This is a genomic window from Streptomyces sp. NPDC086519 (assembly GCF_040686075.1).
Lineage (GTDB): Bacteria > Actinomycetota > Actinomycetes > Streptomycetales > Streptomycetaceae > Streptomyces > Streptomyces shenzhenensis.
Map to the genome: position 1 here is coordinate 1 of NZ_JBFBJL010000072.1, position 25,234 is coordinate 25,234.

At 72.8% G+C, this 25,234-nt stretch carries 24 protein-coding genes; 13 read left to right on the top strand and 11 right to left on the bottom strand.

Annotation, left to right across the window (positions count from 1 at the left end):
* Positions 1-84: 84 nt before the first annotated feature.
* The 3 genes from AB0P24_RS40395 to AB0P24_RS40405 form a co-directional block, all read right to left on the bottom strand.
* A complete protein-coding gene (locus tag AB0P24_RS40395; protein WP_365803091.1) occupies positions 85-867 on the bottom strand; it encodes a hypothetical protein in 783 nt (260 codons plus the stop codon).
* A gap of 296 nt (positions 868-1,163) precedes the next feature.
* The gene (locus tag AB0P24_RS40400) at positions 1,164-2,384 is read right to left on the bottom strand and encodes an acetyl-CoA C-acetyltransferase (RefSeq protein ID WP_365803094.1); all 1,221 of its coding nucleotides are present in this window, start codon (positions 2,382-2,384) and stop codon (positions 1,164-1,166) included.
* Between the two features lie 344 nt (positions 2,385-2,728).
* Positions 2,729-3,823 carry an SGNH/GDSL hydrolase family protein gene (locus tag AB0P24_RS40405; RefSeq protein ID WP_365803096.1) on the bottom strand — a complete coding sequence of 365 codons (1,095 nt, stop codon included), beginning with the start codon at positions 3,821-3,823 and terminating at the stop codon, positions 2,729-2,731.
* Positions 3,824-4,115: 292 nt separating this feature from the next.
* On the opposite strand from AB0P24_RS40405, the gene AB0P24_RS40410 reads away from it, so the two are divergent.
* The gene (locus AB0P24_RS40410) at positions 4,116-5,507 is read left to right on the top strand and encodes a cystathionine beta-synthase (protein ID WP_365803098.1); all 1,392 of its coding nucleotides are present in this window, start codon (positions 4,116-4,118) and stop codon (positions 5,505-5,507) included.
* Positions 5,508-5,891: 384 nt separating this feature from the next.
* Here the strand turns inward: AB0P24_RS40410 and AB0P24_RS40415 are convergent, their stop codons facing one another.
* Both AB0P24_RS40415 and AB0P24_RS40420 read right to left on the bottom strand, forming a co-directional pair.
* Entirely contained in the window at positions 5,892-6,308 is a 417-nt protein-coding gene (locus tag AB0P24_RS40415; protein WP_365803101.1) for a hypothetical protein, read from the bottom strand.
* Positions 6,309-6,379: 71 nt separating this feature from the next.
* The gene (locus AB0P24_RS40420; RefSeq protein ID WP_365803103.1) at positions 6,380-7,003 is read right to left on the bottom strand and encodes a carbonic anhydrase; all 624 of its coding nucleotides are present in this window, start codon (positions 7,001-7,003) and stop codon (positions 6,380-6,382) included.
* 344 nt (positions 7,004-7,347) lie between these two features.
* On the opposite strand from AB0P24_RS40420, the gene AB0P24_RS40425 reads away from it, so the two are divergent.
* From AB0P24_RS40425 to AB0P24_RS40435, 3 genes are all read left to right on the top strand, one after another.
* The gene (locus tag AB0P24_RS40425; RefSeq protein ID WP_365803105.1) at positions 7,348-8,856 is read left to right on the top strand and encodes an aromatic amino acid ammonia-lyase; all 1,509 of its coding nucleotides are present in this window, start codon (positions 7,348-7,350) and stop codon (positions 8,854-8,856) included.
* Positions 8,853-9,695 (top strand): MurR/RpiR family transcriptional regulator, encoded by an 843-nt coding sequence (locus AB0P24_RS40430; protein ID WP_365803107.1) that lies wholly within the window; start codon positions 8,853-8,855, stop codon positions 9,693-9,695. The genes AB0P24_RS40425 and AB0P24_RS40430 overlap by 4 nt, the downstream gene beginning before the upstream one ends.
* Positions 9,696-9,775: 80 nt before the next feature.
* On the top strand, positions 9,776-10,378 hold the full coding sequence (locus AB0P24_RS40435; protein ID WP_365803109.1) for a hypothetical protein: 603 nt from the start codon (positions 9,776-9,778) through the stop codon (positions 10,376-10,378).
* A 7-nt stretch (positions 10,379-10,385) separates the two neighbouring features.
* Here the strand turns inward: AB0P24_RS40435 and AB0P24_RS40440 are convergent, their stop codons facing one another.
* The 5 genes from AB0P24_RS40440 to AB0P24_RS40460 all read right to left on the bottom strand — a co-directional run bounded on the left by AB0P24_RS40440 (position 10,386) and on the right by AB0P24_RS40460 (position 14,075).
* Positions 10,386-10,760, bottom strand: coding sequence for a hypothetical protein (locus AB0P24_RS40440; RefSeq protein ID WP_234533499.1), 375 nt, complete (start codon positions 10,758-10,760; stop codon positions 10,386-10,388).
* Between the two features lie 16 nt (positions 10,761-10,776).
* Positions 10,777-11,289 carry a roadblock/LC7 domain-containing protein gene (locus tag AB0P24_RS40445; protein WP_365803111.1) on the bottom strand — a complete coding sequence of 171 codons (513 nt, stop codon included), beginning with the start codon at positions 11,287-11,289 and terminating at the stop codon, positions 10,777-10,779.
* Between the two features lie 31 nt (positions 11,290-11,320).
* Positions 11,321-12,133, bottom strand: a complete 813-nt coding sequence (locus tag AB0P24_RS40450; protein ID WP_365803113.1) for a transcriptional regulator — start codon at positions 12,131-12,133, stop codon at positions 11,321-11,323.
* Complete coding sequence (locus tag AB0P24_RS40455) at positions 12,130-12,519, bottom strand: hypothetical protein (RefSeq protein WP_365803115.1); 390 nt, start codon at positions 12,517-12,519, stop codon at positions 12,130-12,132. The genes AB0P24_RS40450 and AB0P24_RS40455 overlap by 4 nt, the downstream gene beginning before the upstream one ends.
* 173 nt (positions 12,520-12,692) lie before the next feature.
* Positions 12,693-14,075: a diaminopimelate decarboxylase gene (locus tag AB0P24_RS40460; protein WP_365803175.1), complete on the bottom strand. Its 1,383-nt coding sequence runs from the start codon at positions 14,073-14,075 to the stop codon at positions 12,693-12,695.
* Positions 14,076-14,239: 164 nt separating this feature from the next.
* Here AB0P24_RS40460 and hutU point away from each other — a divergent pair, with 164 nt between their 5' ends.
* The 4 genes from hutU (at position 14,240) to hutI (ending at position 19,918) form a co-directional block, all read left to right on the top strand.
* Positions 14,240-15,904 (top strand): urocanate hydratase, encoded by a 1,665-nt coding sequence (gene hutU / locus AB0P24_RS40465; RefSeq protein ID WP_365803117.1) that lies wholly within the window; start codon positions 14,240-14,242, stop codon positions 15,902-15,904.
* 260 nt (positions 15,905-16,164) lie between these two features.
* Positions 16,165-17,367, top strand: a complete 1,203-nt coding sequence (locus AB0P24_RS40470; protein ID WP_365803119.1) for an allantoate amidohydrolase — start codon at positions 16,165-16,167, stop codon at positions 17,365-17,367.
* Positions 17,364-18,704 (top strand): formimidoylglutamate deiminase, encoded by a 1,341-nt coding sequence (locus AB0P24_RS40475; protein WP_365803121.1) that lies wholly within the window; start codon positions 17,364-17,366, stop codon positions 18,702-18,704. Before AB0P24_RS40470 ends, AB0P24_RS40475 begins: the two co-directional genes overlap by 4 nt.
* Positions 18,705-18,739: 35 nt before the next feature.
* On the top strand, positions 18,740-19,918 hold the full coding sequence (hutI, locus tag AB0P24_RS40480; RefSeq protein ID WP_365803123.1) for an imidazolonepropionase: 1,179 nt from the start codon (positions 18,740-18,742) through the stop codon (positions 19,916-19,918).
* 25 nt (positions 19,919-19,943) lie between these two features.
* On the opposite strand, the gene AB0P24_RS40485 is transcribed toward hutI, so the two are convergent.
* Positions 19,944-20,837 carry an RNA polymerase sigma factor SigF gene (locus AB0P24_RS40485; RefSeq protein WP_365803125.1) on the bottom strand — a complete coding sequence of 298 codons (894 nt, stop codon included), beginning with the start codon at positions 20,835-20,837 and terminating at the stop codon, positions 19,944-19,946.
* Between the two features lie 324 nt (positions 20,838-21,161).
* Between AB0P24_RS40485 and AB0P24_RS40490 the strand changes: the two genes are divergently transcribed.
* The 5 genes from AB0P24_RS40490 to AB0P24_RS40510 all read left to right on the top strand — a co-directional run bounded on the left by AB0P24_RS40490 (position 21,162) and on the right by AB0P24_RS40510 (position 25,232).
* Positions 21,162-21,581 carry an STAS domain-containing protein gene (locus tag AB0P24_RS40490; protein WP_365803127.1) on the top strand — a complete coding sequence of 140 codons (420 nt, stop codon included), beginning with the start codon at positions 21,162-21,164 and terminating at the stop codon, positions 21,579-21,581.
* Between the two features lie 178 nt (positions 21,582-21,759).
* A complete protein-coding gene (locus tag AB0P24_RS40495; protein ID WP_365803128.1) occupies positions 21,760-22,278 on the top strand; it encodes an ATP-binding protein in 519 nt (172 codons plus the stop codon).
* A 242-nt stretch (positions 22,279-22,520) separates the two neighbouring features.
* Entirely contained in the window at positions 22,521-23,237 is a 717-nt protein-coding gene (locus AB0P24_RS40500; RefSeq protein ID WP_365803131.1) for an LPXTG cell wall anchor domain-containing protein, read from the top strand.
* Between the two features lie 28 nt (positions 23,238-23,265).
* Positions 23,266-24,147, top strand: a complete 882-nt coding sequence (locus tag AB0P24_RS40505; protein WP_365803134.1) for a hypothetical protein — start codon at positions 23,266-23,268, stop codon at positions 24,145-24,147.
* A 71-nt stretch (positions 24,148-24,218) separates the two neighbouring features.
* Positions 24,219-25,232 carry a hypothetical protein gene (locus AB0P24_RS40510; RefSeq protein WP_365803177.1) on the top strand — a complete coding sequence of 338 codons (1,014 nt, stop codon included), beginning with the start codon at positions 24,219-24,221 and terminating at the stop codon, positions 25,230-25,232.
* The last annotated feature ends 2 nt before the right edge of the window (positions 25,233-25,234 follow it).

Genomic DNA, 25,234 nt, shown 5'->3' on the forward strand with positions numbered 1-25,234 from the left:
GTTCCCCGCGCCCCCTTCTTTTGCTTTCAGGGGCGCGGGGAACTGCGCGACCAGCCCCCACGCACCCGCACCCGGCGAAGCACCTCAGAGCGACGCTATGACCCTGTCCGCCAGGATGTACACGTTCTCTTCTCCGCAGGCGAACGTCAGCGTGTACGCGCCGGAGATCCCCGACCCGCCCAGCAGGTACGGCGTCTCCCCGGCGGTCAGGGCGGCGGCCAGCCGTTCCGCCGTCTCGCGGTGCCCCGGCGTCATGCACAGGGTCGTGCCGTCGGCGAAGACGTAGACGTCCAGCGTGCCCAGCGGCCCGGGGCGGACGTCGGAGAGTTCGACCTGGGACTCGGCCAGCTGCTCCAGCGTCGCGACCGTACGCTCGTGGTCGTTCACCACCGGCGACTGCACCGGCACGAAGTCGGGGTGGGACGGGTGACGCCGGCGCGCGGCCGCCAGTTCCGGTGACTCCCCGGTGAACTCGTCCGTCTCCGCGGCCGGCTCGGCGACCGGCTCCAGGCCCACGAAGTCCGTCTGCCGGGGCAGGAACGGCTCGCCGTCCGCCAGCCACAGCAGCGACGGCGCGTCGGAGACGTCACGCGCCTCCTGCGCCGCCCAGAAGGCCCGTGCCTCGGCGAGCTCCCGCTCCCGCTCCTCGGCCAGCGCCTCCGCCACCGCGGCCCGTATCTCCTCGGCGTCCGCGTGGCTGCGGGCCGCCGGCATGAGCGCGCGCAAGGTCGCGGCCTGGTTCTGGGCGAGCTGGGTGTGCAGCTCGGCGACCTGACGGCGCAGCTTCAGAACGGTGCGCAGGACAGCGACGCCCACGGCGCCCGTGGCGGCCGTGGTGAGCAGCAAGGCGATCGGCATGGCGCTCACTGACGTACTCCCGGTTCAAAGTCGACCCCCGACTTCCTACATCAGCTTGAAGGGCGGACTATCAAGCTGTCAGTGCGTAACGTCACGAAACGGACAGAACTTTGGGTCTGGGGTTTGCTCGCACCATCATGCTGACCTGCGGTGATGCCTCCCTGGAGGGAGATAGGTCACATCCTGGGGGAGATTGGATCACAAATCGGCCCGGTGTTCGGGGTTTTCTCGAACACCGGGCCGCGGTGTCACGGTGGGTTCCGTGACGGTCACTCAGGGGTGACCTGGGGGTGGTGCGGTGGGGCTCAGCTGAGGCGCTCGATGACCATCGCCATGCCCTGGCCGCCGCCGACGCACATCGTCTCCAGACCGAACTGCTTGTCGTGGAACTGGAGGGAGTTGATGAGCGTGCCGGTGATGCGGGCGCCGGTCATGCCGAAGGGGTGGCCGACGGCGATGGCGCCGCCGTTCACGTTCAGCTTCTCCAGCGGGATGCCCAGGTCGCGGTAGGAGGGGATCACCTGGGCGGCGAACGCCTCGTTGATCTCGACCAGGTCGATGTCGTCGATGGTGAGGCCGGCGCGGCCCAGGGCCTGCTTGCTCGCCTCGACCGGGCCGAGGCCCATGATCTCGGGGGAGAGGCCGGAGACGCCGGTCGACACGATGCGGGCGAGCGGGGTGAGGCCGAGCTCGCGCGCCTTGGTGTCGGACATGATGACGACCGCGGCGGCGCCGTCGTTCAGCGGGCAGCAGTTGCCGGCGGTGACCATGCCGTCGGGGCGGAAGACCGGCTTCAGGCCTGCGACGCCCTCCAGGGTGACGCCGGCGCGCGGGCCGTCGTCCTTGCTGACGACCGTGCCGTCGGGGAGGGTGACGGGGGTGATCTCGCGCTCCCAGAAGCCGTTCTTGATGGCTTCCTCGGCGAGGTTCTGGGAGCGGACGCCGAACTCGTCCATGTCCTGACGGGTGACGCCCTTGATGCGGGCCAGGTTCTCGGCGGTCTGGCCCATCGCGATGTACGGGTCGGGGAGCAGGCCGTCCTCGCGCGGGTCGTGCCAGGTGGAGCCGGTCGACGCGGCGGTCGCGGCGGTACGGGCCTGGGCCTCGGCGAAGATCGGGTTCATGGTGTCCGGCAGGCCGTCCGAGCTGCCCTTGGCGAAGCGGGAGACCATCTCGACACCGGCCGAGATGAAGACGTCGCCCTCGCCGGCCTTGATGGCGTGCAGGGCCATGCGGCTGGTCTGGAGGGACGAGGAGCAGTACCGGGTGATGGTGCAGCCGGGCAGGTGGTCCATGCCCATCTGCACGGCGACGATACGGCCGAGGTTGTAGCCCTGCTCGCCGCCGGGCAGACCGCAGCCGAGCATCAGGTCGTCGATGTCCTTCGGGTCCAGCTCGGGGACCTTGGCGAGGGCGGCCTGGACGATCGTCGCGGCGAGGTCGTCGGGGCGCAGGTCCTTCAGGGAGCCCTTGACGGCGCGGCCGATCGGGGAACGGGCGGTCGAGACGATGACGGCTTCGGGCATCACGGCTCCATTGGCATGCGGGGACTGGCAGGGGTGATTGGGAAGTTACCCGTACGTATGTCATCGGTCACCGGTGTCGGAGTGTGACACTGACCGCACTTTCTAAGCGCTTGCTTGGCTGTGGGCTCGGCCGCGGACCGGTGGGGGCTGGTCGCGCCCACGCGGCGGAGCCGCACATCGACACAGCCCCGCGCCCCATACGGGGCGCTGTCCAGCCGCTCCTTTCCGGCCACTCGGCCGCGGGCAGGCGTGCCGCAGGGCGGCACGGGTGGGCGCAGCGGCACCCTGCGAGCGCCGGTCAGCGGCACCCTGCGAGCGCCGGTAAGCGCCCCCGTCCCGGGCCCCTACTCGGTCGTCCCGGCCCGCGACCTCGCCTCTTCGGAAGCCGCGTCGGGCGGGACGGCGGGCGGCTCCACGTTCCGGCGCCGGCGGCGTTTGAGCAGGGCCCACGGTCCCCGCGCCCCCGTCGGCATCGCCGCCGTGACCTCCGTGCCGGCCTCGGCCGCCGCCTCCGCCGCGGCCCGGGCGACCGGCAGGAAGCCCTCGCGGCGGGTGACGTCGGGGCGTTCCTCCTCCGCCGGCCAGAGGCCGAGGGCGGCGCAGACCGTCGGCAGCACCGCCATCGCCGCTGTGGCGTAGCCCTCCGCCGAAGGGTGGTAGTTGTCGGGGCCGAACAGCTCGCGGGGGTTGGCCGCGAACTCCGGGCCCAGCAGGTCGCCCAGTGACACCGTGCGGCCGCCCTGTTCCACCGTGCCGATCGTCTGGGCGGCCGCCAGCTGCCGGGACGCCCGCCGGGCCAGCCAGCGCAGCGGCTGTCGTACCGGCTCGATCGTGCCCAGGTCGGGACAGGTGCCGACCACCACCTCCGCGCCCGCCGTGCGCAGCCGGCGCACCGCCGAGGAGAGGTGGCGGACCGAGCGGGTCGGCGGCATGCGATGCGTGACGTCGTTCGCGCCGATCATGATCACGCAGACGTCGGGGACCGGCGAGGCCGAGCCCAGGACCAGCGACACCTGGCGGTCCAGGTCGTCGGACTGGGCGCCGGGCAGTGCCACGTTGCTGAGCTCGACCGGGCGTTCGGCCACCGCCGCGAGACCCGATGCCAGCAGCGCGCCCGGCGTCTGGGCGGCCCGGTGCACGCCCTGCCCGGCCGCCGTGGAGTCGCCGAGCATCGTCAGGCGGATGGGCGGCTCACCGAGGGCGTCGTACCCTCCCCCACTCTCGGCTTCGCTCGGGTGGGGGGACCCCCACCCGTAAAGGCCGTCCGCCGTCGGCACCCGGCCGCCGCTGTTGCCGTTGTGCACCGCCGTCCTGGCCATCCGCACCTCGGCCAGCACCAGGCCCACCGCGGCCGCGCCGACCAGCCCGACCCCGCCGCCGCCGTACGCCGCCCCGGCCGCGATCCGCCGGGCCACCCGCGCCCTCGACATGTTCGTCATGCGCCGCCGCCACCTCCTCGTTGCCGCTCATCCACTCCTTGCCCCGTACCGCCCGCGCGCCAATCTCAACGGGGAGTGAACCTCCGAAGCGGGCCTCAGGGTCCGTCCGGCGGACCCCGCCGCGGACGCGGGGTGTGACGCGCACTCGCCCGCTCACGCGGGAGGCACCCCCATCACCCCGCTCACCTGCGCCGATGAGTGCCGTTACGTTCCTGCGACCTGATCCGCCGGTCAGGCCCTAGGCTGGCGGCACCACTAGGACCACATCTTTTGCAAGCAACCGGAGACAACGGTGCGATACCACGACTCGATGATCAGCCTCGTCGGCAACACCCCGCTGGTGAGACTCAACAGCGTCACCCAGGGCATCCAGGCCACCGTGCTCGCCAAGGTCGAGTACTTCAACCCGGGCGGCTCCGTGAAGGACCGCATCGCGCTGCGGATGATCGAGGCCGCCGAGAAGAGCGGGGAGCTCCGGCCGGGCGGCACCATCGTCGAGCCGACCAGCGGGAACACCGGGGTGGGGCTGGCGATCGTGGCCCAGCAGAAGGGGTACAAGTGCATCTTCGTGTGCCCCGACAAGGTGAGCACCGACAAGATCAACGTGCTGCGGGCGTACGGCGCCGAGGTCGTGGTCTGCCCGACGGCGGTCGACCCGGAGCACCCGGACTCGTACTACAACGTCTCCGACCGGCTGGTCCGCGAGACGCCCGGTGCCTGGAAGCCGGACCAGTACTCCAACCCCAACAACCCCCTTTCGCACTATCACTCGACCGGACCCGAGCTGTGGGAGCAGACGGAGGGGAAGATCACCCATTTCGTGGCGGGGGTGGGCACCGGGGGGACGATCTCCGGCACCGGCCGGTATCTGAAGGACGTCAGTGACGGTCGCGTCCAGGTGATCGGCGCCGACCCGGAGGGGTCCGTGTACTCCGGCGGATCCGGGCGCCCGTACCTCGTCGAGGGCGTGGGCGAGGACTTCTGGCCGACCGCCTATGACCGGACCGTCGCGGACGAGATCGTCGCCGTGTCGGACAAGGACTCCTTCCAGATGACCCGCCGGCTGGCCAAGGAGGAGGGGCTGCTGGTCGGGGGCTCCTGCGGGATGGCGGTCGTCGCGGCGCTGCGGGTGGCCGAGCGGCTCGGCCCGGACGATGTCGTGGTCGTCCTGCTGCCGGACAGCGGCCGCGGTTACCTGAGCAAGATCTTCAACGACGAGTGGATGGCCGACTACGGCTTCCTGGAGGACGAGGGCCCGAGCGCCCGCGTCGGCGACGTGCTCAGCGACAAGGCCGGCGGCTCCATCCCCTCCCTCGTCCACATGCACCCGGACGAAACCGTCGGGCAGGCCATCGAGGTGCTGCGCGAGTACGGCGTCTCGCAGATGCCCGTCGTCAAGCCGGGCGCCGGTCACCCGGACGTGATGGCCGCCGAGGTCGTCGGCTCGGTCGTCGAACGCGAGCTGCTCGACGCGCTGTTCAGCAAGCGGGCCTCTCTGGAGGACCCGCTGGAGAAGCACATGTGCGCCCCGCTGCCCCAGGTCGGCTCCGGCGAGCCGGTCGCGGACCTGATGTCGGTGCTGGGCGCGGCCGACGCCGCGATCGTGCTCGTCGAGGGCAAGCCCACCGGTGTGATCAGTCGGCAGGACCTGCTGGCGTTTCTCGCCAAGGGCGGCAAGCAGTAGCGAACGTCCGGTGAACGGCCCGTGACACCGCGGAACTTGCTGTTCCCGGTCCGCGTGGTGGACTTCGCGGAAGTGGTACGAGCGTGTCACGTGCGCGCAGCACACGCTTAACACGGGTCCGGCAGATTAGTGGGCGTCGGCAGGGCGGGAGCGGCTCCCCGCCCCGGCCGGCACCGAACGTCCAAGGACCTCCGGAGCGGCTCCCGGACCTCCATGGACGCCCGGACGTGAGACCCGGCCCTGACCCGGTCCACGTCCCTCGCGGGGACCGCCGTCGTCCCGCCCCCCTTTTAGGGGGTGCGGCGGTCCCCGCGCACACCTCTCTGCGGCTGTTGCCGGCGTCGGCCGACCCGCGAGGTCCCCCCGTTCCGGCTCCGGCCCCGGTCAGTCCTCGTCGCCGCGGTCGCGCCGGTGGAACAGGCCGGGGTTGAGGCGGACGACCTGGGCCACGTTGACCCCCACGACGCCGCACCACGTGACCAGCAGTCCCGGCAGATGCGCTGTGCCGGCGCCGATCGCCGACAGCGGTATCGCCAGCACCAGCGAGACGATCCCGAAGCCGAAGCGCTCGCCCCACGAGTCGGTGCCGCTCCTGGCGCCGCGCGCCCCGCGGGCCACCTGCATCTGCTGCTCGGCGAGGGTCCTGCGCAGCCGGCGCTCGACCGCGCCGTCGATGCGCTGGTCGATCTTCTCCAGGAAGGAGTCGGCCAGTTCCGACTCGTACTCGGGCCCAAGCTCCCTGCGGGCGTGCAGAGTGGCGTCGAGTTCCTTCTTCAGGTCGGTGTCCCGCGCGTCCGTCATGGTGCTCACGGTAGGGATCCAGGGCCCCCGCCGCACTGGGGAAATCCCCCGCATCCGGCAGGGGGCCGCCCTCAGGACAGCAGCGACACCAGTCCGCTGCCGGAGTCGAACCGGGCCGCCATCACCGACGCCCCCGCGAACCCGCAGTCCGCGCGGATCGCGTCCCGCGCCCACACCGTCTGGGCCCGCATGGTGTGCTCGGCCCAGTCACCGGGCAGCGACCTGGTGCGCAGGGCGGCCGGCGCGATCTGGTCGGCGAGCAGTTCCAGATGACCGGGGACGGGCGCGCCGGTGCGCAGCCGGGCGAGGGTGGCGGCGACGGCCCCGCAGCCGTCGTGGCCGAGGACGACGACAAGCGGGACGCGCAGTTCCTGTACGCCGTACTGGAGGGAACCGAGAACCGCCTCGTCCAGCACCTGGCCGGCCGTCCTCATGCTCAGCAGATCGCCGAGGTCCTGGTCGAAGACCAGTTCCGGGGCGGCTGGGGAGTCCACGCAGCCGAGCACCGCCGCGAGCGGGCGCGGTGCGGCGGCCCGGCGCCGGCGGGAGCGGCCGGTGGCGTACCGCCGGTTGCCCTGGAGCAGTTCGTCGAGGGCCGCGCTCGCCGAGGCGGGGACGACGGCCGCCGACGAGTGGGCGACGGCCTGCGCGCCGACGGCGGTGGCCGTCGGAAGGGCCGTGGGGTTCCGGGCCATGACGCTTCCTCAGGTGCTGGCGCTGATGGTTCTCATTACTGTACGCGTCGGAAAGATTACGTTCAGTATTGGTTTAACGGCTCTTGGCCGGATCATCGCCCGCGCGATACCGATCGCGGTGGCCCCGGTCGGTCGGCGGCCGGCGCCCAGGGCGGCCCGTGCCGCTTCGTGCGGGCGGCCGCCACCTCCTCCTCTTCGGCCCGGCCCGGCATCCCCGGCCGTGGGTGGATCATGAGATGTCCCTTGCCTGACTGTATAAAGTCATGCAGAGTTGTCGGTATGTGAATAGTCCGTCAACGGCCTGGCGCCCGTTGACGGACGACCGGAAGGCAAGGTTGGGCGTGATGTCGTCTGGTGCTGCGGACGCTCCCGGAATTGACCATTCCGGCCTGGTGGTCCTCGACGGCGTCGGCATGGGCGTCGAGGACGTCGTACGCCTCGCCGACGGCACCGCCCGCCCGGTCCCGGGCACCGGGGCGATGCGCCGCGCGGAGGAGTCCTGGAACGCCGCCCGGCAGATCGCCGCGACCGGCCGCGTCTACGGCCGTTCCACCGGCGTCGGCGCCAACCGGAACGAGGACGTGCCCACCGAGGCGGCCGCCGGCCACGGACTGCGGCTGCTGCGCAGCCACGCCGGGGCGATCGGCGAGGAGCTGCCCGCCCGGCAGGTGCGCGCCATGCTCGCGGTGCGGGCCAACCAGCTGCTGGCGGGCGGCGCCGGCCTCAGGCCCAGTGTCGTGACGGCGCTGTGCGAGGCGCTGGAGTCGGGCGCGTACCCGGTCGTCAACGAGTTCGGCTCGGTCGGCACCGGGGACATCGCGGCGCTGGCGCAGACGGGCCTCGCGCTGGCGGGGGAGCACCCCTGGCGGGGCTTCGGCGCGCCGGAACCCCAGCCGCTGGACAACAACGACGCCCTCGCCCTGATCAGCAGCAACGCCCTCACGCTCGGCCAGTCGGCGCTCGCCCTGCACGAGCTGCGCGGGCTGATCGAGGCCACCCAGGTGGTGGCGGCCCTGTCCCTGCTCGCCGTCGACGGCTCCCACGAGGCGTTCGCGGCGCCCGTGCACGCGGCCCGTCCGCACCGGGGCAGCGTCGAGGTCGCCCGGCGGATGCGGGAGCTGATCGGCGCCGCCGACCGGCCGACCCCGCCGCTCGGCCGGATCCAGGACCCCTACGGCTTCCGCTGCCTGCCCCAGATCCACGGCCCGGCCCACGACGCGGCCGACGCCCTGGAGGGCGTCCTGGCGATCGAGATCAACGCGGCCGCCGAGAACCCCCTCATCTCCCCCGAGGATCTGGCCGCCTACCACCACGGCGGCTTCTACGAGGCCCAACTCGCCCTCGCCCTGGACCACTTCCGGCTCGCCGTCACCCAGGTCGCACGCCTGTCCACCTCCCGGCTCTCCACCCTCAACGAACCCGCCTACACCCGGCTGCGACCCTTCCTCGCCGACCACGAACCCGCCTCCTCCGGCGTGATGATCCTGGAGTACGCCGCCGGCGCCGCCCTCGGCGACCTGCGCGCCTTCTCCGCGCCCGCCTCCCTGGGGCACGCTGTACTCTCCCGAGGCGTCGAGGAACAGGCCAGTTTCGCCTCGCTCGCCGCCCGTCAAACGCTGCGCGCCTGCCGTGCGTACCGTCTGGTGGTCGGCTGCGAACTCGTCGCCGCCGTAAGGGCGCTGCGCCAGCGCGAGCTGCGTCCCGACCCCGGGCTCGGGGCGGGGCGGGCGCTGGAGCTCGCCGAGGCGGCGCTGGAGGCGGACCCGGCCGACCGGCCGCTCACGGACGACGTCACCGCGGCGGCCGGGCTGCTCGACCGGTTCACGGACATCTGGAGGGGGAGCACGTCATGAACGTGACCGACAGCCCTGCGACTCGGTTGCAGGCGCTCTTCGAGGGGCACCGGCTCACGCCGACCCAGCGGCGCATCGCGCACAGCATGGTGCGGCGCGCCGTCGACGTGCCCTTCCTGTCCAGCGTGGAGCTGGCCGAACTGGCCGGGGTCAGCCAGCCCTCCGTCACCCGCTTCGCGGTCGCCCTCGGCTTCGACGGCTACCCGGCGCTGCGCAGGCACCTGCGCGAGGTGGTCCCCGCCGAACACGCGCCCGGCTCCGGGGCGTACAACGAGTACCAGCAGGCCGTCGAGGCCGAGATCGAGAACCTCCGGCACCTCGCCGAGGCGCTCGCCGACCCGCGCCCGGTGCAGCAGGCCGGCCGGCTGCTGGCCGCCTCCCGGCCGCTCCCGGTCCTCGGCCTGCGCGCCGCCGCCTCCCAGGCCTACGGCTTCACCTACTTCGCCGCCAAGGTGCACCCGGACGTACGGCTGCTCAACGAGGGCGGCACGATGATCCACGACCGCGTGGACGCGGCCGTCCTCGCCGGCGCCACGGCCCTGCTGTGCTTCGCGCTGCCCCGGCATCCGCGCGAGGTCGTGGACACCCTGGCCTACGCCAAGGAGGCCGGGCTGACCGTCGTGACCGTCGCCGACTCCGCCTTCGCCCCCGTCGCCAAGGTCTCCGACCTGCTGCTGCCGGCCGCCGTCGGCACCGGGCTCGCCTTCGACACGGCCTGTGCGCCGATGCTGCTCGGCCGGGTGCTCCTGGAGGCGATGTGCGACGACCTGCCGGACGCGCAGGCCCGCCTGGAGGAGTTCGACACGCGGGCGGCGGCACGCGGTCTTTTCGTCGAGTAGGGCTTTAAGACTCGTCTCACGTTCGCTGGTTAGCGTTCCGCCGTACGGACTGGGCCGAGAGCGGCGAGGAGGCTGCGGACATGGCGCGTGCGGGACGAGGGGCACGAGGAGGGCAGGGACTTGCCCGGGTGGCCGTGGTCGTACGGGCCGGGGCCGCGCCGCTGTGGTGGTCCGGGGTGTTCGCGGCGGGCGTCGGCGTGCTGCCCTCCGGGATCACCGGGCGGCGGATCGGCGTCATGGCCGGGGCCGCGCTGTTCATCATCGGCGCCGCCGTCGTGGCGCTCACCCGCCGCAAGCGCTACACCGCGCTGGTGCACGGCGCCGCCCGGGCCGGCAAGCACGACGTCCTCCAGGACCGGGCGGTGACCGTGCGGAACTGGCGCCGGGGACACCGCTGGTGGCTGCTGCTGGCGTTCGCCGCCGCCCTCGGCAGCTCCTTCGCGCTGCCCGCGGCGGGCGGCATGCTGCTCGCCGGGACCGGCACCGGGCTGCGCCTGAAGGCGGCCTGGCTGGGCCGCCGGGAGAGGGCCGGCGAGCACCTGGTGTGGCTGCGCGTCGACTGGCTCGACAAGCGCGGCGGCCGCCCGGCCGGCAAGGCCGTCAAGGCCTACCGCGGTACCGGCATCGCGGCGGGCGACGCGGCCCCGGGCGGGGCCCGCCGCCGCACCGCGGCGCTGGTGTGAGGCCCGGTCAGACCTCCAGGTCCTCCTCGACCCTCTTCAGCTGGTGCCGGGCCATCGCCAGGTTGGCGCGCGACTGGTCGAGCACCAGGTAGAGGAAGAGGCCGTTGCCGCCCCGGCCCTTGAGCAGCCGGATCAGGTGGTACTGGTTGGAGAGTGTGATCAGTATGTCCTCGATCTCGCCCTTGAGACCGAGGTGCTCCATGGTGCGCATCTTGGCGCGGATCACGTCGGTGTTGCCGGCCGCGGCCACGTTCAGGTCGAAGGACTTGCTGCCGCCCATGGTGCCCAGCGCCATTCCGCTGGTGTAGTCGACGAGCGCGACACCCGTCGCGCCCTCGATGGAGGTGAGGCACTCTTTCAGGGCGGTTTCGGTGTTGGCCATGACTTTCTGGTTCCTTTCAACTGTCGGTTGCGGTGCGCGCCTCGCTGCTGGTGCTGGTGCGTGGCGTGCGCGTGGTTCTGGTCCGTGTGGCCGCGCTGCGGGCCGGGCGCAGGGCCTTGGCGGCGGCCTCGGCCGCGGCCTCGGCGGCGTCGACCAGCTCGCCGATCCGGGCGGCGGCCCGGCGGCCCTCCAGGTGGAGCCGGCCGACGTTCACCCGGTCTTCGGCGAGCAGGGTGAGCACGGCGCTGCGGCCGGCGGCATAGGTGGCGACATAGCCGTCCTCGCCGCGCACCACCAGCTCCTTGAGTTCGCCCTTGCCGGTGGCGTCGGAGACCCGGACGGCGACGCCGAGCTCGGCCGCGGTGAGCGCGGCGAGGCCCTCCGGATCGACGCCCGGGCAGTCGTGGGCGATGACCAGGCCGTCGACACCGGCCGCGAGGGCGCCGGTGAGCTGGGGCATCCGGGTGCGCAGCCGACGAAGTTCGTCGAGGACTGCCTCTCTGCCGGAGCTGCCGGGTTCTGCGGCCATCAGCTGTCTCCTCTCGGCGGGGCGGTGCCGTTCAAAGGGCCTCCAGCGCATCCCTGAGCCTCTTCAGCAGCGCGATGTCGGGGTCGGTGACCGGGGGAAGCGGGGGCGGCAGGGGCACGGTGTTCCTCGGGACGAGGAGTCCGGCCGCCGCCAGCCGCCGTACGTCCACCAGCGTGTGGAAGGCCGGCCTGCCCAGCTCCCGGGCGATCTGCGGGGCCGTGCGGACGCCGTCCACCCGGTCCAGGACCGCCCGCTGCCGGGGGGTGACCGGTGGTGGCGCGACGGGGTCGGCGCGGATCAGCGGGGCGCCGTCCGCCGACGGATCGGGCCAGATGCGGTGCAGCAGCTCGCGGCGGCGCAGGGTCTCGTGCTCCAGGGCGGTGACGGGAACCGCGCGCAGCGGTCGGACCGCGCCCGGCGGGCCGGCGGCGGCCGTGGTGGTGCCGTAGCGGAACCGGCCCGGGGTGCTGCTGGGCGCCAGCGCGAAGTATCCGGCGTCGTACAGGGCGCCCAGCCGGCACAGCTCCAGGGCACCCCTCGGGAGCAGGCCGGCGGCGAGCAGCCGATGGGTGGCGGCGGGTATGTCGTCGGTCCAGGGCCAGGCCGCCGCGTCGAGTGTGCCGTGGGCGGTGAGGAGCACGTCGAGGCCGGGGGCGAGGGGGCTCTCGGCATGCACCACGCGGCCCTCGGCCAGGTGCAGGGTGCCGTGCTCGCGGACCAGGGCACCGGTGGCCCGCTCCTCGGCGAGGCGCGTCAGCATCGGTGAGAGCGCGCCGGGCGCTCTCTCGTGCGGGGCCGTCCGGTCCCGGACCGGCAGCGGCGGCGGTATGTCGACCACGGTCATCCCAGCACCAGCCGCTCGGCCATCTCGCCGAGCCGGATCCGGGCGAGGGCGAGATTGCCGTCCTCGCGGGCCAGCCACAGATGCAGGAACACGGTGGCGTCGAAGGACGTGACCACGAACCGCAGCAGGTGGTAGCTGTCCCGGTTGCTGACGATCAGGTCCTCCACCGGAGGAGTCACCTCGGTGTCGTCCGTCGTGCTGAACGCCCCGTGCTCGGCGGCCAGCCGGGCCAGTTCGGCGGCCTCCGCGGCGGTGGTCTCGTGGTCACCGCCGGGCGCCTCCCCGACCGTCCCCAGGGCCAGCCCGCTGGTCCAGTCGACCAACGCGGCGCCCCGGGCACCGGGCAGGCGCATCGCTTCCAGTAAGCACTCGTCGATTCCGGGCACCGTGGCTCCCCTCCTGCCGCGTGGCTCTCCGGTTGAGTGACGCAGACACTACGCACCGTGTGCGGGAGGGGAGCAGGTGTTTGGCATTTTCCGGTGGAACATGCGTCCGGCAGACTAGTGTTGGTCAACTGGACTGCTTTTCACACCAGTTGATCGCCGCCGTCCGAGGTGTCTCAACGGCTTCCGGTGGCGCGCAGGGTGGTGAGCGCGTCGGCGTGCGCCCCTCCGGATTCGGCCACCACCTCGGCGACCGTCTGCGGGTCCCGTACGACGGCGAACGCCACGCCCCCGTCGCCGTCCGGCGCGAAGCCGTAAACCCCGGGCCGGGCGAGGGAGTTGTAGGAGTAGTGGGTGCCGAAGTAGTACGCCCCGGTGTCCAGCGCGGCCGCGAAGTCCCCCTGGTCCAGCGGCGGCAGGGCGCGCCCCTCGGCGAGCAGGTCGCCCGAGAAACAGGCCGGACCCGCCACGTCCTGCACCACCGGCGCCCCCTCCTTGGGCCGCCCCTTCGCGTCGTACGCGGCGATCCTGAGCGGCCACGCCCCCGGCACGTACACCGTCCGCGGCGCCACCTGCACCCCCGCGTGCGTCACCGCGATCCGCCGCCCGCCGGAGCTCTTCGCGTACTCCACCCGGGCCACCACCGTGCCGTGCCGGGCCAGCAGCGACCGCCCGAACTCCGTCACCAGCCCGTACCGCCCGTCGAACAGGCCCGGCACCGCCTCCGCCAGCAGCCGCGCGTACTGCGCGTACGTGGGCTCCGTCGCCTCCGAGGCGAAGTTGACCGAAAGCCCGCCCCCGATGTCGAGGGTGTCCACCTGCCGCCGCCCGGCGCGCGCGTTGATCTCCTCGGCCAGCGCGTACGTCTCCGCCACGCCCCGCGCCAGCAGCGACAGCGAGATCCCCTGCGACCCGACGTGCGCGTGCAGCCGCGTCAGCCACGGCCGCTCCGCGAACGCCTGTACGACCCACTCCCGGGCCCCCTCGTCCCGCAGCCCCACCCCGAACTTCGAGGTCGCGGTCGCGGTGGAGGTGGCCCCGATCGTCCCGGCCCCGATCTGCGGGTTCACCCGGATCCCGAGCGGCGAACGGGTGCGGCCGGACTGCCGGAGCGCGTCGATCCTGGTGAGCTCCTGCGGGTTGTCGGCGTTCACGGCCATGCCCAGTGCCAGTGCCTCGCGCAGCTCCGCCTCGGTCTTCGCGGGCGCGTCGAACACCATCAGCTCCGCCGGCATCCCGGCCGCCCGCGCCAGCGCCAGCTCGCCCGCGCTGGCCACCTCGGCGCCCAGGCCGGCCTCGGCCAGCAGCCGCAGGACCGGGACCAGCGGGTTCGCCTTCACCGCGAAGGCGTGCAGGATCGCGGTGCCGGGCGCGGCGACCGCCTCGAACGCCCGGCGCAGCGCCGCGGCCGACGCGCGGATGCCCCGTACGTCCAGCAGACCTACGATCGGCGCGTCCGGCCCCAGCAGTCCCTGCTCCACCGCTGCCCGCACGGCGTCGTCCCGCCGCCCGACCCGCTCGTCCTCGTCCCCGCGTCCGTCCACGACGTCCCCCGACATGTCGTCGTCCACACCCTTAAGGCCCATAAGTCCAGCCAAACACCTGGGCTGCGGCCGCGCTGCCGGACCCCTGTATTGACTAGTTCTATTCAGCAAGCCAGGATGTGAATAGCCGTAGGAACACTTCGTCGGCCGCTGATCCCGGATCCGCTAGGAGGCAGACCATGTCAGGACCCCGCCCCGTACGAGCGCCGCGCGGTACGGAACTGAGCGCCCTGGGATGGCAGCAGGAAGCCGCCCTGCGGATGCTGCAGAACAACCTGGACCCCGAGGTCGCCGAACACCCCGACAAGCTCGTCGTCTACGGCGGCACCGGCAAGGCCGCCCGCGACTGGCGCTCCTTCGACGCCATGGTGCGCACCCTTCGCACCCTCAAGCAGGACGAGACCATGCTGGTCCAGTCCGGCCGCCCGGTCGGCGTGATGCAGACCCACGAGTGGGCCCCGCGCGTCCTCATCGCCAACTCCAACCTCGTCGGAGACTGGGCCAACTGGGAGGAGTTCCGCCGCCTGGAGGCCCTCGGCCTGACCATGTACGGCCAGATGACCGCCGGCTCCTGGATCTACATCGGCACCCAGGGCATCCTCCAGGGCACCTACGAGACCTTCGCCGCCGTCGCCGCCAAGAAGTTCAACGGCACCCTCGCCGGCACCATCACCCTGACGGCCGGCCTCGGCGGCATGGGCGGCGCCCAGCCCCTCGCCGTCACCATGAACGACGGCGTCGCGATCTGTGTCGACTGCGACCCGCGCGCCATCGAGCGCCGCATCGAGCACCGCTACCTCGACGTGAAGGCCGACAGCCTCGACCACGCCCTCCAGCTGGCGACCGAGGCCCGCGACGCCCGCCGCCCGCTGTCCATCGGCGTCCTCGGCAACGCGGCCGAACTGGTGCCGCAGCTGCTCGCGATGAACGCCCCCATCGACATCGTCACCGACCAGACCTCGGCCCACGACCCGCTGTCGTACCTGCCGGTCGGCGTCGCCTTCGAGGACATGGCCGACGCGGCCGCCAAGGACCCGGCAGGCTTCACCACCCGCGCCCGCGAGTCCATGGCCCGGCACGTCGAGGCCATGGTCGGCTTCATGGACGCCGGCGCCGAGGTCTTCGACTACGGCAACTCCATCCGCGGCGAGGCGCAACTGGCCGGATACGACCGGGCGTTCGCCTTCCCCGGCTTCGTCCCCGCCTACATCCGCCCGCTCTTCTGCGAGGGCAAGGGCCCCTTCCGGTGGGCGGCCCTGTCCGGCGACCCCGCCGACATCGCCAAGACGGACCGGGCCATCCTCGACCTCTTCCCGGAGAACGAGTCCCTCGCCCGCTGGATCAAGATGGCCGAGGAGCGGGTCCACTTCCAGGGGCTGCCCGCGCGCATCTGCTGGCTCGGCTACGGCGAGCGGGACAAGGCCGGCGAGCGGTTCAACGACATGGTGGCGAGCGGCGAGCTGGCCGCGCCGCTGGCGATCGGCCGCGACCACCTCGACTGCGGCTCCGTGGCCTCTCCCTACCGCGAGACGGAGGCCATGCTGGACGGCTCCGACGCGATCGCCGACTGGCCGCTGCTGAACGCGATGGTCAACGTGGCCTCGGGTGCGTCCTGGGTCTCCATCCACCACGGCGGCGGGGTGGGCATGGGGCGGTCGATCCACGCGGGGCAGGTGACGGTCGCCGACGGCACGAAGCTGGGCGGGGAGAAGATCCGACGGGTTCTCACCAACGACCCCGGCATGGGTGTCATCCGGCACGTGGACGCCGGGTACGACATCGCGGAGTCGGTTGCCGAGGAGCGGGGGGTTCGGGTTCCGATGCGTGAAGGTGAGTCCGCGTGACGAGGGGCGGGGACTCCTCGGTGGGGGCTGAGCTCTCGTTGCCGGGTGCGGGTGCGGCTGTGCCCACCCGTTCCGCCCTGCGGAACGACTGCCCACAGCCTGTACGGGCCGAGGGCCCGCAGCCTGTACGGGCCGAGGGGCCGCAGCCTGTGCGGGGCGAGGGGCCGCAGCCTGTGCGGGGCGAGGGGCCGCAGCCTGTGCGGGGCGAGGGGCCGCGGCCTGGTGCCGCGTCGGCCGACAGCGCTGCCTCCTTCCATGCCATGTGGCGTGAGCTGCTTCCCGTCGGCCGTCACCCCGACTCCCACGGCTACCGGCGGTTCGCCTGGACCGGGGCCGATGCCGAATGCCGGGCCTGGTTCCAGGGGCAGGCCGAGGCGCGTGGGCTCGCGTACGAGGTCGACCGGAACGGGAATCAGTGGGCCTGGCTCGGGGATCCGGAGGCCGGGGACGCCGTCGTCACCGGGTCGCATCTGGACTCCGTGCCGGACGGCGGGGCCTTCGACGGGCCCCTCGGTGTCGTGTCCTCCTTCGCCGCGCTGGACGAACTCCGGCGGCGGGGAACGGAGTTCACCCGCCCCCTCGCCATCGTGAACTTCGGTGACGAGGAGGGTGCCCGGTTCGGGCTCGCCTGTGTCGGGTCCCGGCTGACCGCGGGGCACCTGACCGTCGAGCAGGCCCACCGGCTCACCGACGGCGACGGCATCACCCTGCCGCAGGCCATGGCGGCCGCCGGCCACGACCCCGACGCCATCGGCCCCGACCCCGAGCGGCTCGCCCGCATCGGCGCCTTCGTCGAACTGCATGTCGAACAGGGCCGGGCGCTGGACCTGTCCGGCGACCGGGTCGGCATCGCCAGCGCCATCTGGCCGCACGGCCGCTGGCGGTTCGACTTCCGGGGCGAGGCCAACCACGCCGGCACCACGCGGCTGGCGGACCGGCACGACCCCATGCTGTCCTACGCCGAGACCGTGCTCGCCGCCCGCCGCGAGGCCGAACTCGCCGGTGCCGTCGCCACCTTCGGCAAGATCGCCGTCGAGCCGAACGGCGTCAACGCCATCCCCTCCCTGGTGCGCGGCTGGCTCGACTCCCGCGCCGCCGACCAGGCCACCCTCGACACCGTCGTCGGCGGCATCGAGACGGCGGCCCGGGAGTACGCGCAGGCGCACGGCATCGACCTGGACGTGGTCCGCGAGTCGTTCACGCCGGTCGTGGAGTTCGACCACGCCCTGCGCGACGAACTCGGCCGGATCCTCGGCAAGGACACCGGTCTCACCGTGCCCGTCCTGGGTACCGGGGCCGGACACGACGCCGGGATCCTCTCCGGCAGCGTCCCGACGGCCATGCTGTTCGTGCGCAACCCCACCGGCGTCTCGCACTCCCCGGCCGAGTTCGCGGCCGAGGACGACTGCATGGCCGGGGTGAGCGCGCTCGCCGACGTACTGGAAGGGCTGGCCCGCGAGTGACGACACGGACGACGTACTGGTTGGAGTACGCCTGGCTGGACCCGCACGTCCAGCCGGGCGTCGCCGTGGAGGTGGCCGGCGGCCGGATCACGGCGGTGCGCACCGAGGTGCCCGCGCCGCCGCCCGGGGCCGAGGTGCTGCGCGGCCTCACCCTCCCCGGTCTGGCGAACGCCCACTCGCACGCCTTTCACCGCGCGCTGCGCGGCACCGTCCAGGTGGGCTCCGGGACCTTCTGGACCTGGCGTGACGTGATGTACGGCTTCGCCGGCCGGCTGACCCCGGAGACCTACCACGCGCTCGCCCGCGCGGTGTACGCCGAGATGGCCCTGGCGGGTGTCGCCTGCGTCGGCGAGTTCCACTACGTCCACCACGCTCCCGACGGCACCCCGTACGCCGACCCCAACGCCATGGGCGAGGCGCTGATCGCGGCGGCCGCCGACGCCGGCATCCGGATCACGCTCCTCGACACCGCCTACCTCTCCGCGGGTTTCGGTGAGCCGCCCAACGCCCATCAGCGGCGCTTCTCCGACGGCAGCGCGGAGGCCTGGGCCGAACGCTGTGCAGTTCTCAAGGAACGGGATCACGCACGGATCGGGGCGGCGATCCACTCCGTACGGGCGGTGCCCGCCGCGCAGCTGGCGACCGTGGCGCAGTGGGCCGACGAGCGGCGGGCCCCGCTCCACGTGCACCTGTCCGAGCAGACGGCGGAGAACGACGCCTGCCGGGCCGCCCACGGCTGCACGCCCACCCGCCTGCTCGCCGACCACGGCGTCCTCGGCCCGCGCACCACCGGCGTCCACAACACCCACCTCACCGACGAGGACATCGCGCTGATCGGCGGCTCCGGCACCGGCACCTGCATGTGCCCGACCACCGAGCGCGACCTGGCCGACGGCATCGGCCCCGCCGTCGCACTCCAGAAGCAGGGCTCGCCGCTCTCCCTCGGCTCCGACAGCCACGCCGTCATCGACCTGCTCGAAGAGGCGCGCGCGATGGAGCTCGACGAGCGGCTGCGCACCCGCACCCGGGGCCACTGGACGGCCGCCGCCCTGCTGCACGCCGCCTGTGCCGACGGCCACGCCGCCCTCGGCTGGGACGACGCCGGCACCATCGGGACCGGCATGCTCGCCGACCTCACCACGATCGCGCTGGACTCGGTCAGAACGGCGGGGCCGCTGCCCCGCCTCGGCGCCGAGACGGCCGTATTCGCCGCGACCGCGGCGGACGTACGGCACACGGTCGTCGGAGGCCGGCACGTCGTACGAGACGGTGCGCACACCCTCGTACCCGATGTGCCACAGGCCCTCGCGCGGGCCGTCGAAGCCCTTCGCGCCTGACGACCGACCCACTCAAGGACTCCGACGAGGCCACTATGAGCAGCAGCACCGTCATCACCAACATCGCCACGCTGGTCACCAACGACCCCTCCCTCGGTGACAACTCCCCTCTCGGTCTGATCCAGGACGCGGCCGTCGTCATCGACGGCGACCGTGTCGTGTGGACCGGTGAATCCAGCAAAGCACCCGCCACTGACAATCGGGTCGACGCGGGCGGCCGGGCGGTGCTGCCGGGCTTCGTGGACTCCCACTCCCACTTGGTCTTCGCGGGCGACCGCACCCAGGAGTTCAACGCCCGCATGTCCGGCCGCTCGTACACGGCGGGCGGCATCCGCACCACGGTGGCCGCGACCCGGGCCGCGTCGGACGAGGAACTGGAGCAGAACCTCACCCGTTACCTCACCGAGGCCCTCCGCCAGGGCACCACCACCTTCGAGACGAAGTCGGGCTACGGCCTGACGGTCGCCGACGAGTCCCGCGCCCTGCGCATCGCGGCCCGGCACACCGACGAGGTGACGTACCTGGGCGCCCACATCGTCTCGCCCGACCACGCCGACGACCCGGCCGCGTACGTCGCCCTCGTCACCGGCGAGATGCTGGACGCCTGTGCGCCGTACGCCCGGTGGATCGACGTCTTCTGCGAGAAGGGCGCCTTCGACGGCGACCAGGCCCGGACGATCCTCACCGCGGGCAAGGCCAGGGGCCTGACCCCGCGCATCCACGCCAACCAGCTCTCCTACGGCCCCGGTGTCCAGCTCGCGGTGGAACTCGACGCGGCCAGCGCCGACCACTGCACCCACCTGACGCCCGAGGACGTGGACGCCCTCGCCAACAGCCGGACGGTCGCCACCCTCCTGCCCGGCGCCGAGTTCTCCACCCGCGCCCAGTGGCCCGACGCCCGCCGCCTCCTCGACGCCGGCGCGACGGTCGCCCTCTCCACCGACTGCAACCCCGGCTCGTCCTTCACGTCCTCCGTCCCCTTCTGCGTCGCCCTGGCCGTCCGCGACATGCGGATGACCCCCGACGAGGCGGTCTGGTCGGCCACGGCGGGCGGCGCGGCGGCCCTGCGCCGGGACGACATCGGCCGCCTGACCCCGGGCGCCTACGCCGACCTGCTCCTGCTGGACGCCCCGAGCCACGTCCACCTGGCCTACCGGCCGGGGGTGCCGCTGGTCAGCGAGGTGTGGCGGCGGGGCGTACGGGTCGCCGGCTGAGTCGGCCCGTCCCCGCCCACCGGGGCTATTCGTCCAGGGTGAGTGCCCTGCGCAGCCGCACGAGGGTGCGGGACAACAGGCGGGACACGTGCATCTGGGAGATCCCGAGCTCGTCGCCGATCTCCGACTGGGTCATGCCCGCGACGAAGCGGAGGGAGAGGATGGTGCGGTCCCTGGACGGGAGTTCCGCGATGAGGGGCTTGAGGGACTCGATGTACTCGATGCCCTCCAGGCCGTGGTCCTCGTAGCCGATGCGGTCCGCCAGGGCGCCCTCGGACTCGTCCTCCTCGGGTTGCGCGTCGAGGGAGGAGGCCGTGTAGGCGTTGGACGCCGCCATGCCCTCGACGACCTCCTCGCTGGAGAGGCCGAGGCGTTCCGCGAGCTCCGCGACGGTGGGGGCACGGTCCAGTTTCTGGGCCAGTTCGTCGCCCGCCTTGGCGAGGTCCAGGCGGAGCTCCTGGAGGCGGCGCGGGACCCGTACCGACCACGACGTGTCGCGGAAGAAACGCTTGATCTCGCCGATGATGGTCGGCATCGCGAAGGTGGGGAACTCGACGCCCCGGGAGAGCTCGAAGCGGTCGATCGCCTTGATCAGGCCGATGGTGCCGACCTGGATGATGTCCTCCATCGGCTCGCTGCGGGAGCGGAAGCGGGAGGCGGCGAACTTGACCAGCGCGAGGTTCAGTTCGACGAGGGTGTTGCGGACGTACGAATATTCGTGGGTGCCTTCCTCCAGCGACTCCAGCCGCTCGAAGAGGGTCTTGGACAGGGCTCGCGCGTCGACCGCGCCGACCTCGTCGTACGGGGGGATCTCCGGGAGGCCGAGTCCGGCGAAGAATCCCTCGATGGCATCCAGTGTTTCCGGTGGGGGAGTCGACGTCGCCGTCAGGGGGTACGAGGCGTCGAGCCGGGGTGACATGGTGTCCTCCATCGTTCTCGGCAATAAGGCTGCCGGAGCCGTGCGTGCACTGCGGTGTGCGGCGCCTCCAAAGCCGGCCGTGTCGGTTGACGTGTTCTTACCTGTGTTCGTGTCCCTACTAGCCCTACCCGCTCCGTCGAGCCACTCGCAAGTCCGTTCTATTATCTTTTGTCCCGTTCTACACGGTTGTTCGGGTGTCGGGTTGCGTGCAGAAGGCGTAATGTTCGAGGGCGTCGGCATGGCGTTCGGCAGACATCGGTGGGCATCGTCGGACATCGGTCAGACGGTGGCGAAAGCGGTCACGACCTCGGGAGAGAGACGGCAATGGACCACGGGACGGTCGGCAGCGCACAGTCGGGCCGGCTGCTGGTGGAGGTGCGGGAAGAAGGCTCCAGCGCCGTCGTGATTCCGGCGGGTGAGCTCGATCACCACACCGCCGACCTGCTGCGCGAGCCGCTGGACGATCTTCTCGACAAGGGGTTCTCACGCCTTGTCGTCGACTGCTCACGCCTTGAGTTCTGCGACTCCACCGGACTGAACGTGCTGCTCGGCGCCCGCCTGCGGGCCGAGGCCGCCGGGGGCGGGGTGCATCTCGCCGGGATGCTGCCCGTCGTCGCCCGGGTCTTCGAGATCACGGGGGCCGAGGCCGTCTTCACCGTCCACGACTCCGTCGAGGCGGCGCTGGCCGACGAGGGCGCCGACGACGGGGGCGGCGGTACCGACACGGCCGGTGGCGAGGACTGAGCCCCGGTCCGGCGTCCGGAACCGGGGGGTGTTCCCGTGGATCGCTCGGGCAGGAGAGATTCTGGATCTGTCGCCGCCGGCCCGGCCCCGTCCGAGCCGATCGCGCCCCAGGCCCGTATGAACTGCAGCAACGCGAAATTTTCCATGTGAACCGGTGAATCGGTGAGGTGAAGCGCTGATGAGCACCACCCGGCCTTACCCGCCGGGCGACCGCGGCCCGGAGCCCAGCGGCGCTTCGGGGGTGTCCGAGGAGGCGGCGTCCGATGCGCCACCCACCTCGACGGGGGGTCGTCAGGTCCGCAGGCTGCGCCTCGACGGCGAGAGCGGGGTCGTACCGCTCGCCCGCGATTTCACCCGCCAGGCGCTGCACGCGTGGGGGTGGCTGCCGGCCGCGACCGCCGACCACCGGGCCGCCGCCGAGGATGTGCTGCTCGTCGTCTCCGAGCTCGTGACGAACGCGTGCCTGCATGCGGAGGGGCCGGACGAGCTGTTCCTGGCCTGCGACAAGAAGGTGATCCGGGTGGAGGTGTCGGACCGGGGGACCGGGCAGCCGGCGCCGCGGACGCCGCACCGGGCGGGGCGGCCCGGGGGGCACGGCATGTTCATCGTCCAACGGCTCTGTCTGGACTGGGGGGTTGTACGGACGGCGGGGGCGGCCGGGAAGACGGTCTGGGCGGAGCTGGGGGCACCCGCGTAACAGGGGCACCCGCGTAACAGGGGGCGGCGCTTCCTGGGGCGTCCTTCGGCTGGCGGCCGGTGAGGGCCGGCCGCGCCCACGCCGCGGTAGCCGCCTGTCGGACACAGTCCCGCGCCCCTGACGGCGCGCCACAGCTCACGGGCCGCTTTGGCATCCCCACACTTCCGCCACGCCCTTTCTCTTCCCTCCTCATGGGCCCCGGCGTACCTTGACGGCCGAATCTGATACCTCGTCAGTAGCGAATGGGGTGGCCGACCGTGTCGTCGTACCCGAAACGTACCGCCGTGCTCGCGTCCGCCGCCGCCCTGGCCGGATCGGCGGTGCTGCTCGCCGCCCCCGCGGCGCACGCCACCGTGGTCAACGTCAACTACAAGTGCCAGACGCCGATCGGCCCGAAGAGCGCTGTCTCTCCGATCGACATCAAGGGCGTCAAGAGCGGCAGCGGCTACAGGATCACGATGTCCTGGCAGAAGGGCGTCTCCTCCAGCCCCGTCGAACTCGGCAAGGGCGCCGTGAACCCGAGTGCCGTCATCAAGCTGGGCGGCGCCGACAGCGGCACCCTGAACGTCACCGGAGCCGCCAACCAGGCCGCGATCCCCGCCAACACCCCCATCAAGATCAACGACTTGAGCGGCACCTACACCCCGGAGAAGTCCGGCAAGGTGACGTTCACCGCGGGCACGCTCACCATCAAGGCGCTCGGTACGACGACCACCTGCACCCCCGCCAACAACCCCGGCCCGTCCCTGACCCTGGACGTGACCGCGGCCGGCGGCGGGTCGGGCGGTTCCGGCTCGTCGTCGTCCGGCAGTACCAGCACCGACTCCGGAGGCACCCTCCCGAAGACCGGCCCCGAGGACTCGTTCGTCGCCCTCGGCACCCTCGGCGGCACCGTGCTGCTCGCGGGCGCGGCCGGCACGCTCTGGCTGACCCGGCGGAACCAGACCGCACGCCGCTGACCTCCGGGTCCGACCGCTGGAGCCGCCCATGCCGTCCGCCCAGTCCGCCGCCCGCGCCGCCCGGTCCGCCGCCCGGGTCCTCGGCCTCACCGCGCTGGTCCTGCTCGCCACCGCCCCGCGCGCGTCGGCCGCCGAGGGCTGGTCCCTCGCGCCCGCGGGCGGCGGCCGCCCCTCCTTCTACGCCGAGGGCGCCCCCGGGGCGGTCCTCCAGGACACCGTGTCGGTGACCAACCCCGGCGGGCACCCGGTCACGGTACGGCTGGCCGGCACCGGCGTCCCCGTCGTCTTCGCCGAGCCGACGGTCCGGGTCCCGGCCCGCACCCGAGCCGACGTCCCCTTCACCATGACCGTCCCGGCCGGCGCGACCCCCGGCGACCGCCCCGCCGCCCTCGTCGCGAAGGACACCGACGGCCGCACCGCCACCGCCCGCATCCACCTGCGCGTCGGCGGCCCCGTGCTGTCCGCGCTGACCGTCGAACACCTCGCCGTCCACGGTGACCGCATCACGTACGAGCTGGTCAACCGGGGTACGACCGTACTCGCACCGAAGCTGGCGGTGCGCGCCCACGGCCTCTTCGGGCGCGTCCTGCTGGACCGGTCACCGCGCACCCTCCCGGTCCGCCTCGCCCCGGGCACCCGCACCGCACTCAGCGAGCCCTGGCCCGGCCACCCCGCCCTGGACGCGGTCGACGTCCGGCTGACGGCGACGGCGGCGGGCGGCGCCCACGACACGGCGGACACCGCGGCACGGTTCGTGCCCTGGGGCGCGGTCGCGGTCGCGGGGGCCGGGGGCGCGCTGGCGGCGGGGGCCGCCGTGACGGCCGCACGACTGCGCGGGCGCCGCAGCCGCGACGACCGCCCGGCCGAACCCCGGTCCGAGGACGTCGAGTTGACAGGAGCAGCGAGGTGAGAGTGCGTGCGGTCCCGGTCCTGGCGGTACTGACGTCGCTGGCGGCGTTGTTCTCGCTGCTCCTGGTGCCCATGGCGGCGGCCGCCGACGGGCCGGCCGTCAAGGTGGCCAAGTCACAGGCGGGCACCGGTGGTTCGGTCACCGTCAGCGGCACCGGCTGGCGGCCGCACACCCTGCTGATGATGCTGATCTGCGGCCAGGCCAGCCCGTCCCGGGGCGTGATCGGCGGCACCAACTCCTGCGCCAACGCCGACGGGCGGGCCGTCACCACCGACGCGGACGGCGCCTTCAGCAAGCAGCTCCCGGTCGCCGAACCGCCGGTCCCGTGCCCCTGCGTGGTGCACGTGGCCACCGTGACCGGCACCAGCGCCGACGCGGACGCCGCCTTCCAGGTCGCCGGACACCCCGTCAAGGCCCTGCCTCCCGAGTCCACCGGCGGCAGCCTGTCGATGCTCACCGACACCCGCCTCGACGGCTCCTCCGGCCTGCTGACCTGGTTCGGCGCGCCCCCCGCCCGCACCCTCGTCTTCACCATCGGCAACGCGGGATCGAGCACCCTCAAGGATCCGGTCTTCCAAGTCGGCACCGCGCACGGTGTGTTCGCACCCCAGTGGGACGAGCAGCAGTGGCACGGCACCCTCGCGCCCGGCAAGAAGGCCCAGGTCGAACTGCCCGTGGAACTCTCCGCCGGGGCGCACGGCGACTACACCGTCTCTCTCAAGTACGACGGCAAGGTCCTGGCCGAGGAGCCCTGGGGCGTCGGCCGTCCCTGGGGCGTGACCCTCTTCTGGATCCTGCTCGGCGTGGTCGTACCGGCGGCCGTCTTCCGCATCGGCATGGCGGTGGTGGACCGGGTACGGCCGCCCCGCGCCGGCGGCATCCGCCACCGGGGAATGCCCCGCCCGGTCTTGCGCGTGCCGCGCCTGCGCGCCGCGGAGCCCGCACGCTCGACGACCGCCACCACCTCGACCCTGCCGTGGTTCACCCCGGACTCCGATCCGGGCGCGACGGCCGGCCGGCTCTCCGCACCGCACGACGACAGCTCCACGAGTCCTCCGACTCCGACCACGAAAGGACCCACGTGATC

Bases quoted from the DNA above. Each gene is read 5' to 3' on its own strand.
- AB0P24_RS40510 (WP_365803177.1), top strand. From the start codon at position 24,219: ATGGCGGCGGCCGCCGACGGGCCGGCCGTCAAGGTGGCCAAGTCACAG.
- AB0P24_RS40495 (WP_365803128.1), top strand. From the start codon at position 21,760: ATGAGCACCACCCGGCCTTACCCGCCGGGCGACCGCGGCCCGGAGCCC.
- AB0P24_RS40425 (WP_365803105.1), top strand. From the start codon at position 7,348: ATGTCGTCTGGTGCTGCGGACGCTCCCGGAATTGACCATTCCGGCCTG.
- hutU (WP_365803117.1), top strand. From the start codon at position 14,240: ATGTCAGGACCCCGCCCCGTACGAGCGCCGCGCGGTACGGAACTGAGC.
- AB0P24_RS40400 (WP_365803094.1), bottom strand. From the start codon at position 2,384: ATGCCCGAAGCCGTCATCGTCTCGACCGCCCGTTCCCCGATCGGCCGC.
- AB0P24_RS40405 (WP_365803096.1), bottom strand. From the start codon at position 3,823: ATGACGAACATGTCGAGGGCGCGGGTGGCCCGGCGGATCGCGGCCGGG.
- AB0P24_RS40490 (WP_365803127.1), top strand. From the start codon at position 21,162: ATGGACCACGGGACGGTCGGCAGCGCACAGTCGGGCCGGCTGCTGGTG.
- AB0P24_RS40450 (WP_365803113.1), bottom strand. From the start codon at position 12,133: ATGACCGTGGTCGACATACCGCCGCCGCTGCCGGTCCGGGACCGGACG.
- AB0P24_RS40500 (WP_365803131.1), top strand. From the start codon at position 22,521: ATGGGGTGGCCGACCGTGTCGTCGTACCCGAAACGTACCGCCGTGCTC.
- AB0P24_RS40485 (WP_365803125.1), bottom strand. From the start codon at position 20,837: ATGTCACCCCGGCTCGACGCCTCGTACCCCCTGACGGCGACGTCGACT.
- AB0P24_RS40415 (WP_365803101.1), bottom strand. From the start codon at position 6,308: ATGACGGACGCGCGGGACACCGACCTGAAGAAGGAACTCGACGCCACT.
- AB0P24_RS40430 (WP_365803107.1), top strand. From the start codon at position 8,853: ATGAACGTGACCGACAGCCCTGCGACTCGGTTGCAGGCGCTCTTCGAG.
- AB0P24_RS40420 (WP_365803103.1), bottom strand. From the start codon at position 7,003: ATGGCCCGGAACCCCACGGCCCTTCCGACGGCCACCGCCGTCGGCGCG.
- AB0P24_RS40440 (WP_234533499.1), bottom strand. From the start codon at position 10,760: ATGGCCAACACCGAAACCGCCCTGAAAGAGTGCCTCACCTCCATCGAG.
- AB0P24_RS40505 (WP_365803134.1), top strand. From the start codon at position 23,266: ATGCCGTCCGCCCAGTCCGCCGCCCGCGCCGCCCGGTCCGCCGCCCGG.
- AB0P24_RS40460 (WP_365803175.1), bottom strand. From the start codon at position 14,075: ATGTCGGGGGACGTCGTGGACGGACGCGGGGACGAGGACGAGCGGGTC.
- AB0P24_RS40435 (WP_365803109.1), top strand. From the start codon at position 9,776: ATGGCGCGTGCGGGACGAGGGGCACGAGGAGGGCAGGGACTTGCCCGG.
- AB0P24_RS40445 (WP_365803111.1), bottom strand. From the start codon at position 11,289: ATGGCCGCAGAACCCGGCAGCTCCGGCAGAGAGGCAGTCCTCGACGAA.
- AB0P24_RS40470 (WP_365803119.1), top strand. From the start codon at position 16,165: ATGTGGCGTGAGCTGCTTCCCGTCGGCCGTCACCCCGACTCCCACGGC.
- hutI (WP_365803123.1), top strand. From the start codon at position 18,740: ATGAGCAGCAGCACCGTCATCACCAACATCGCCACGCTGGTCACCAAC.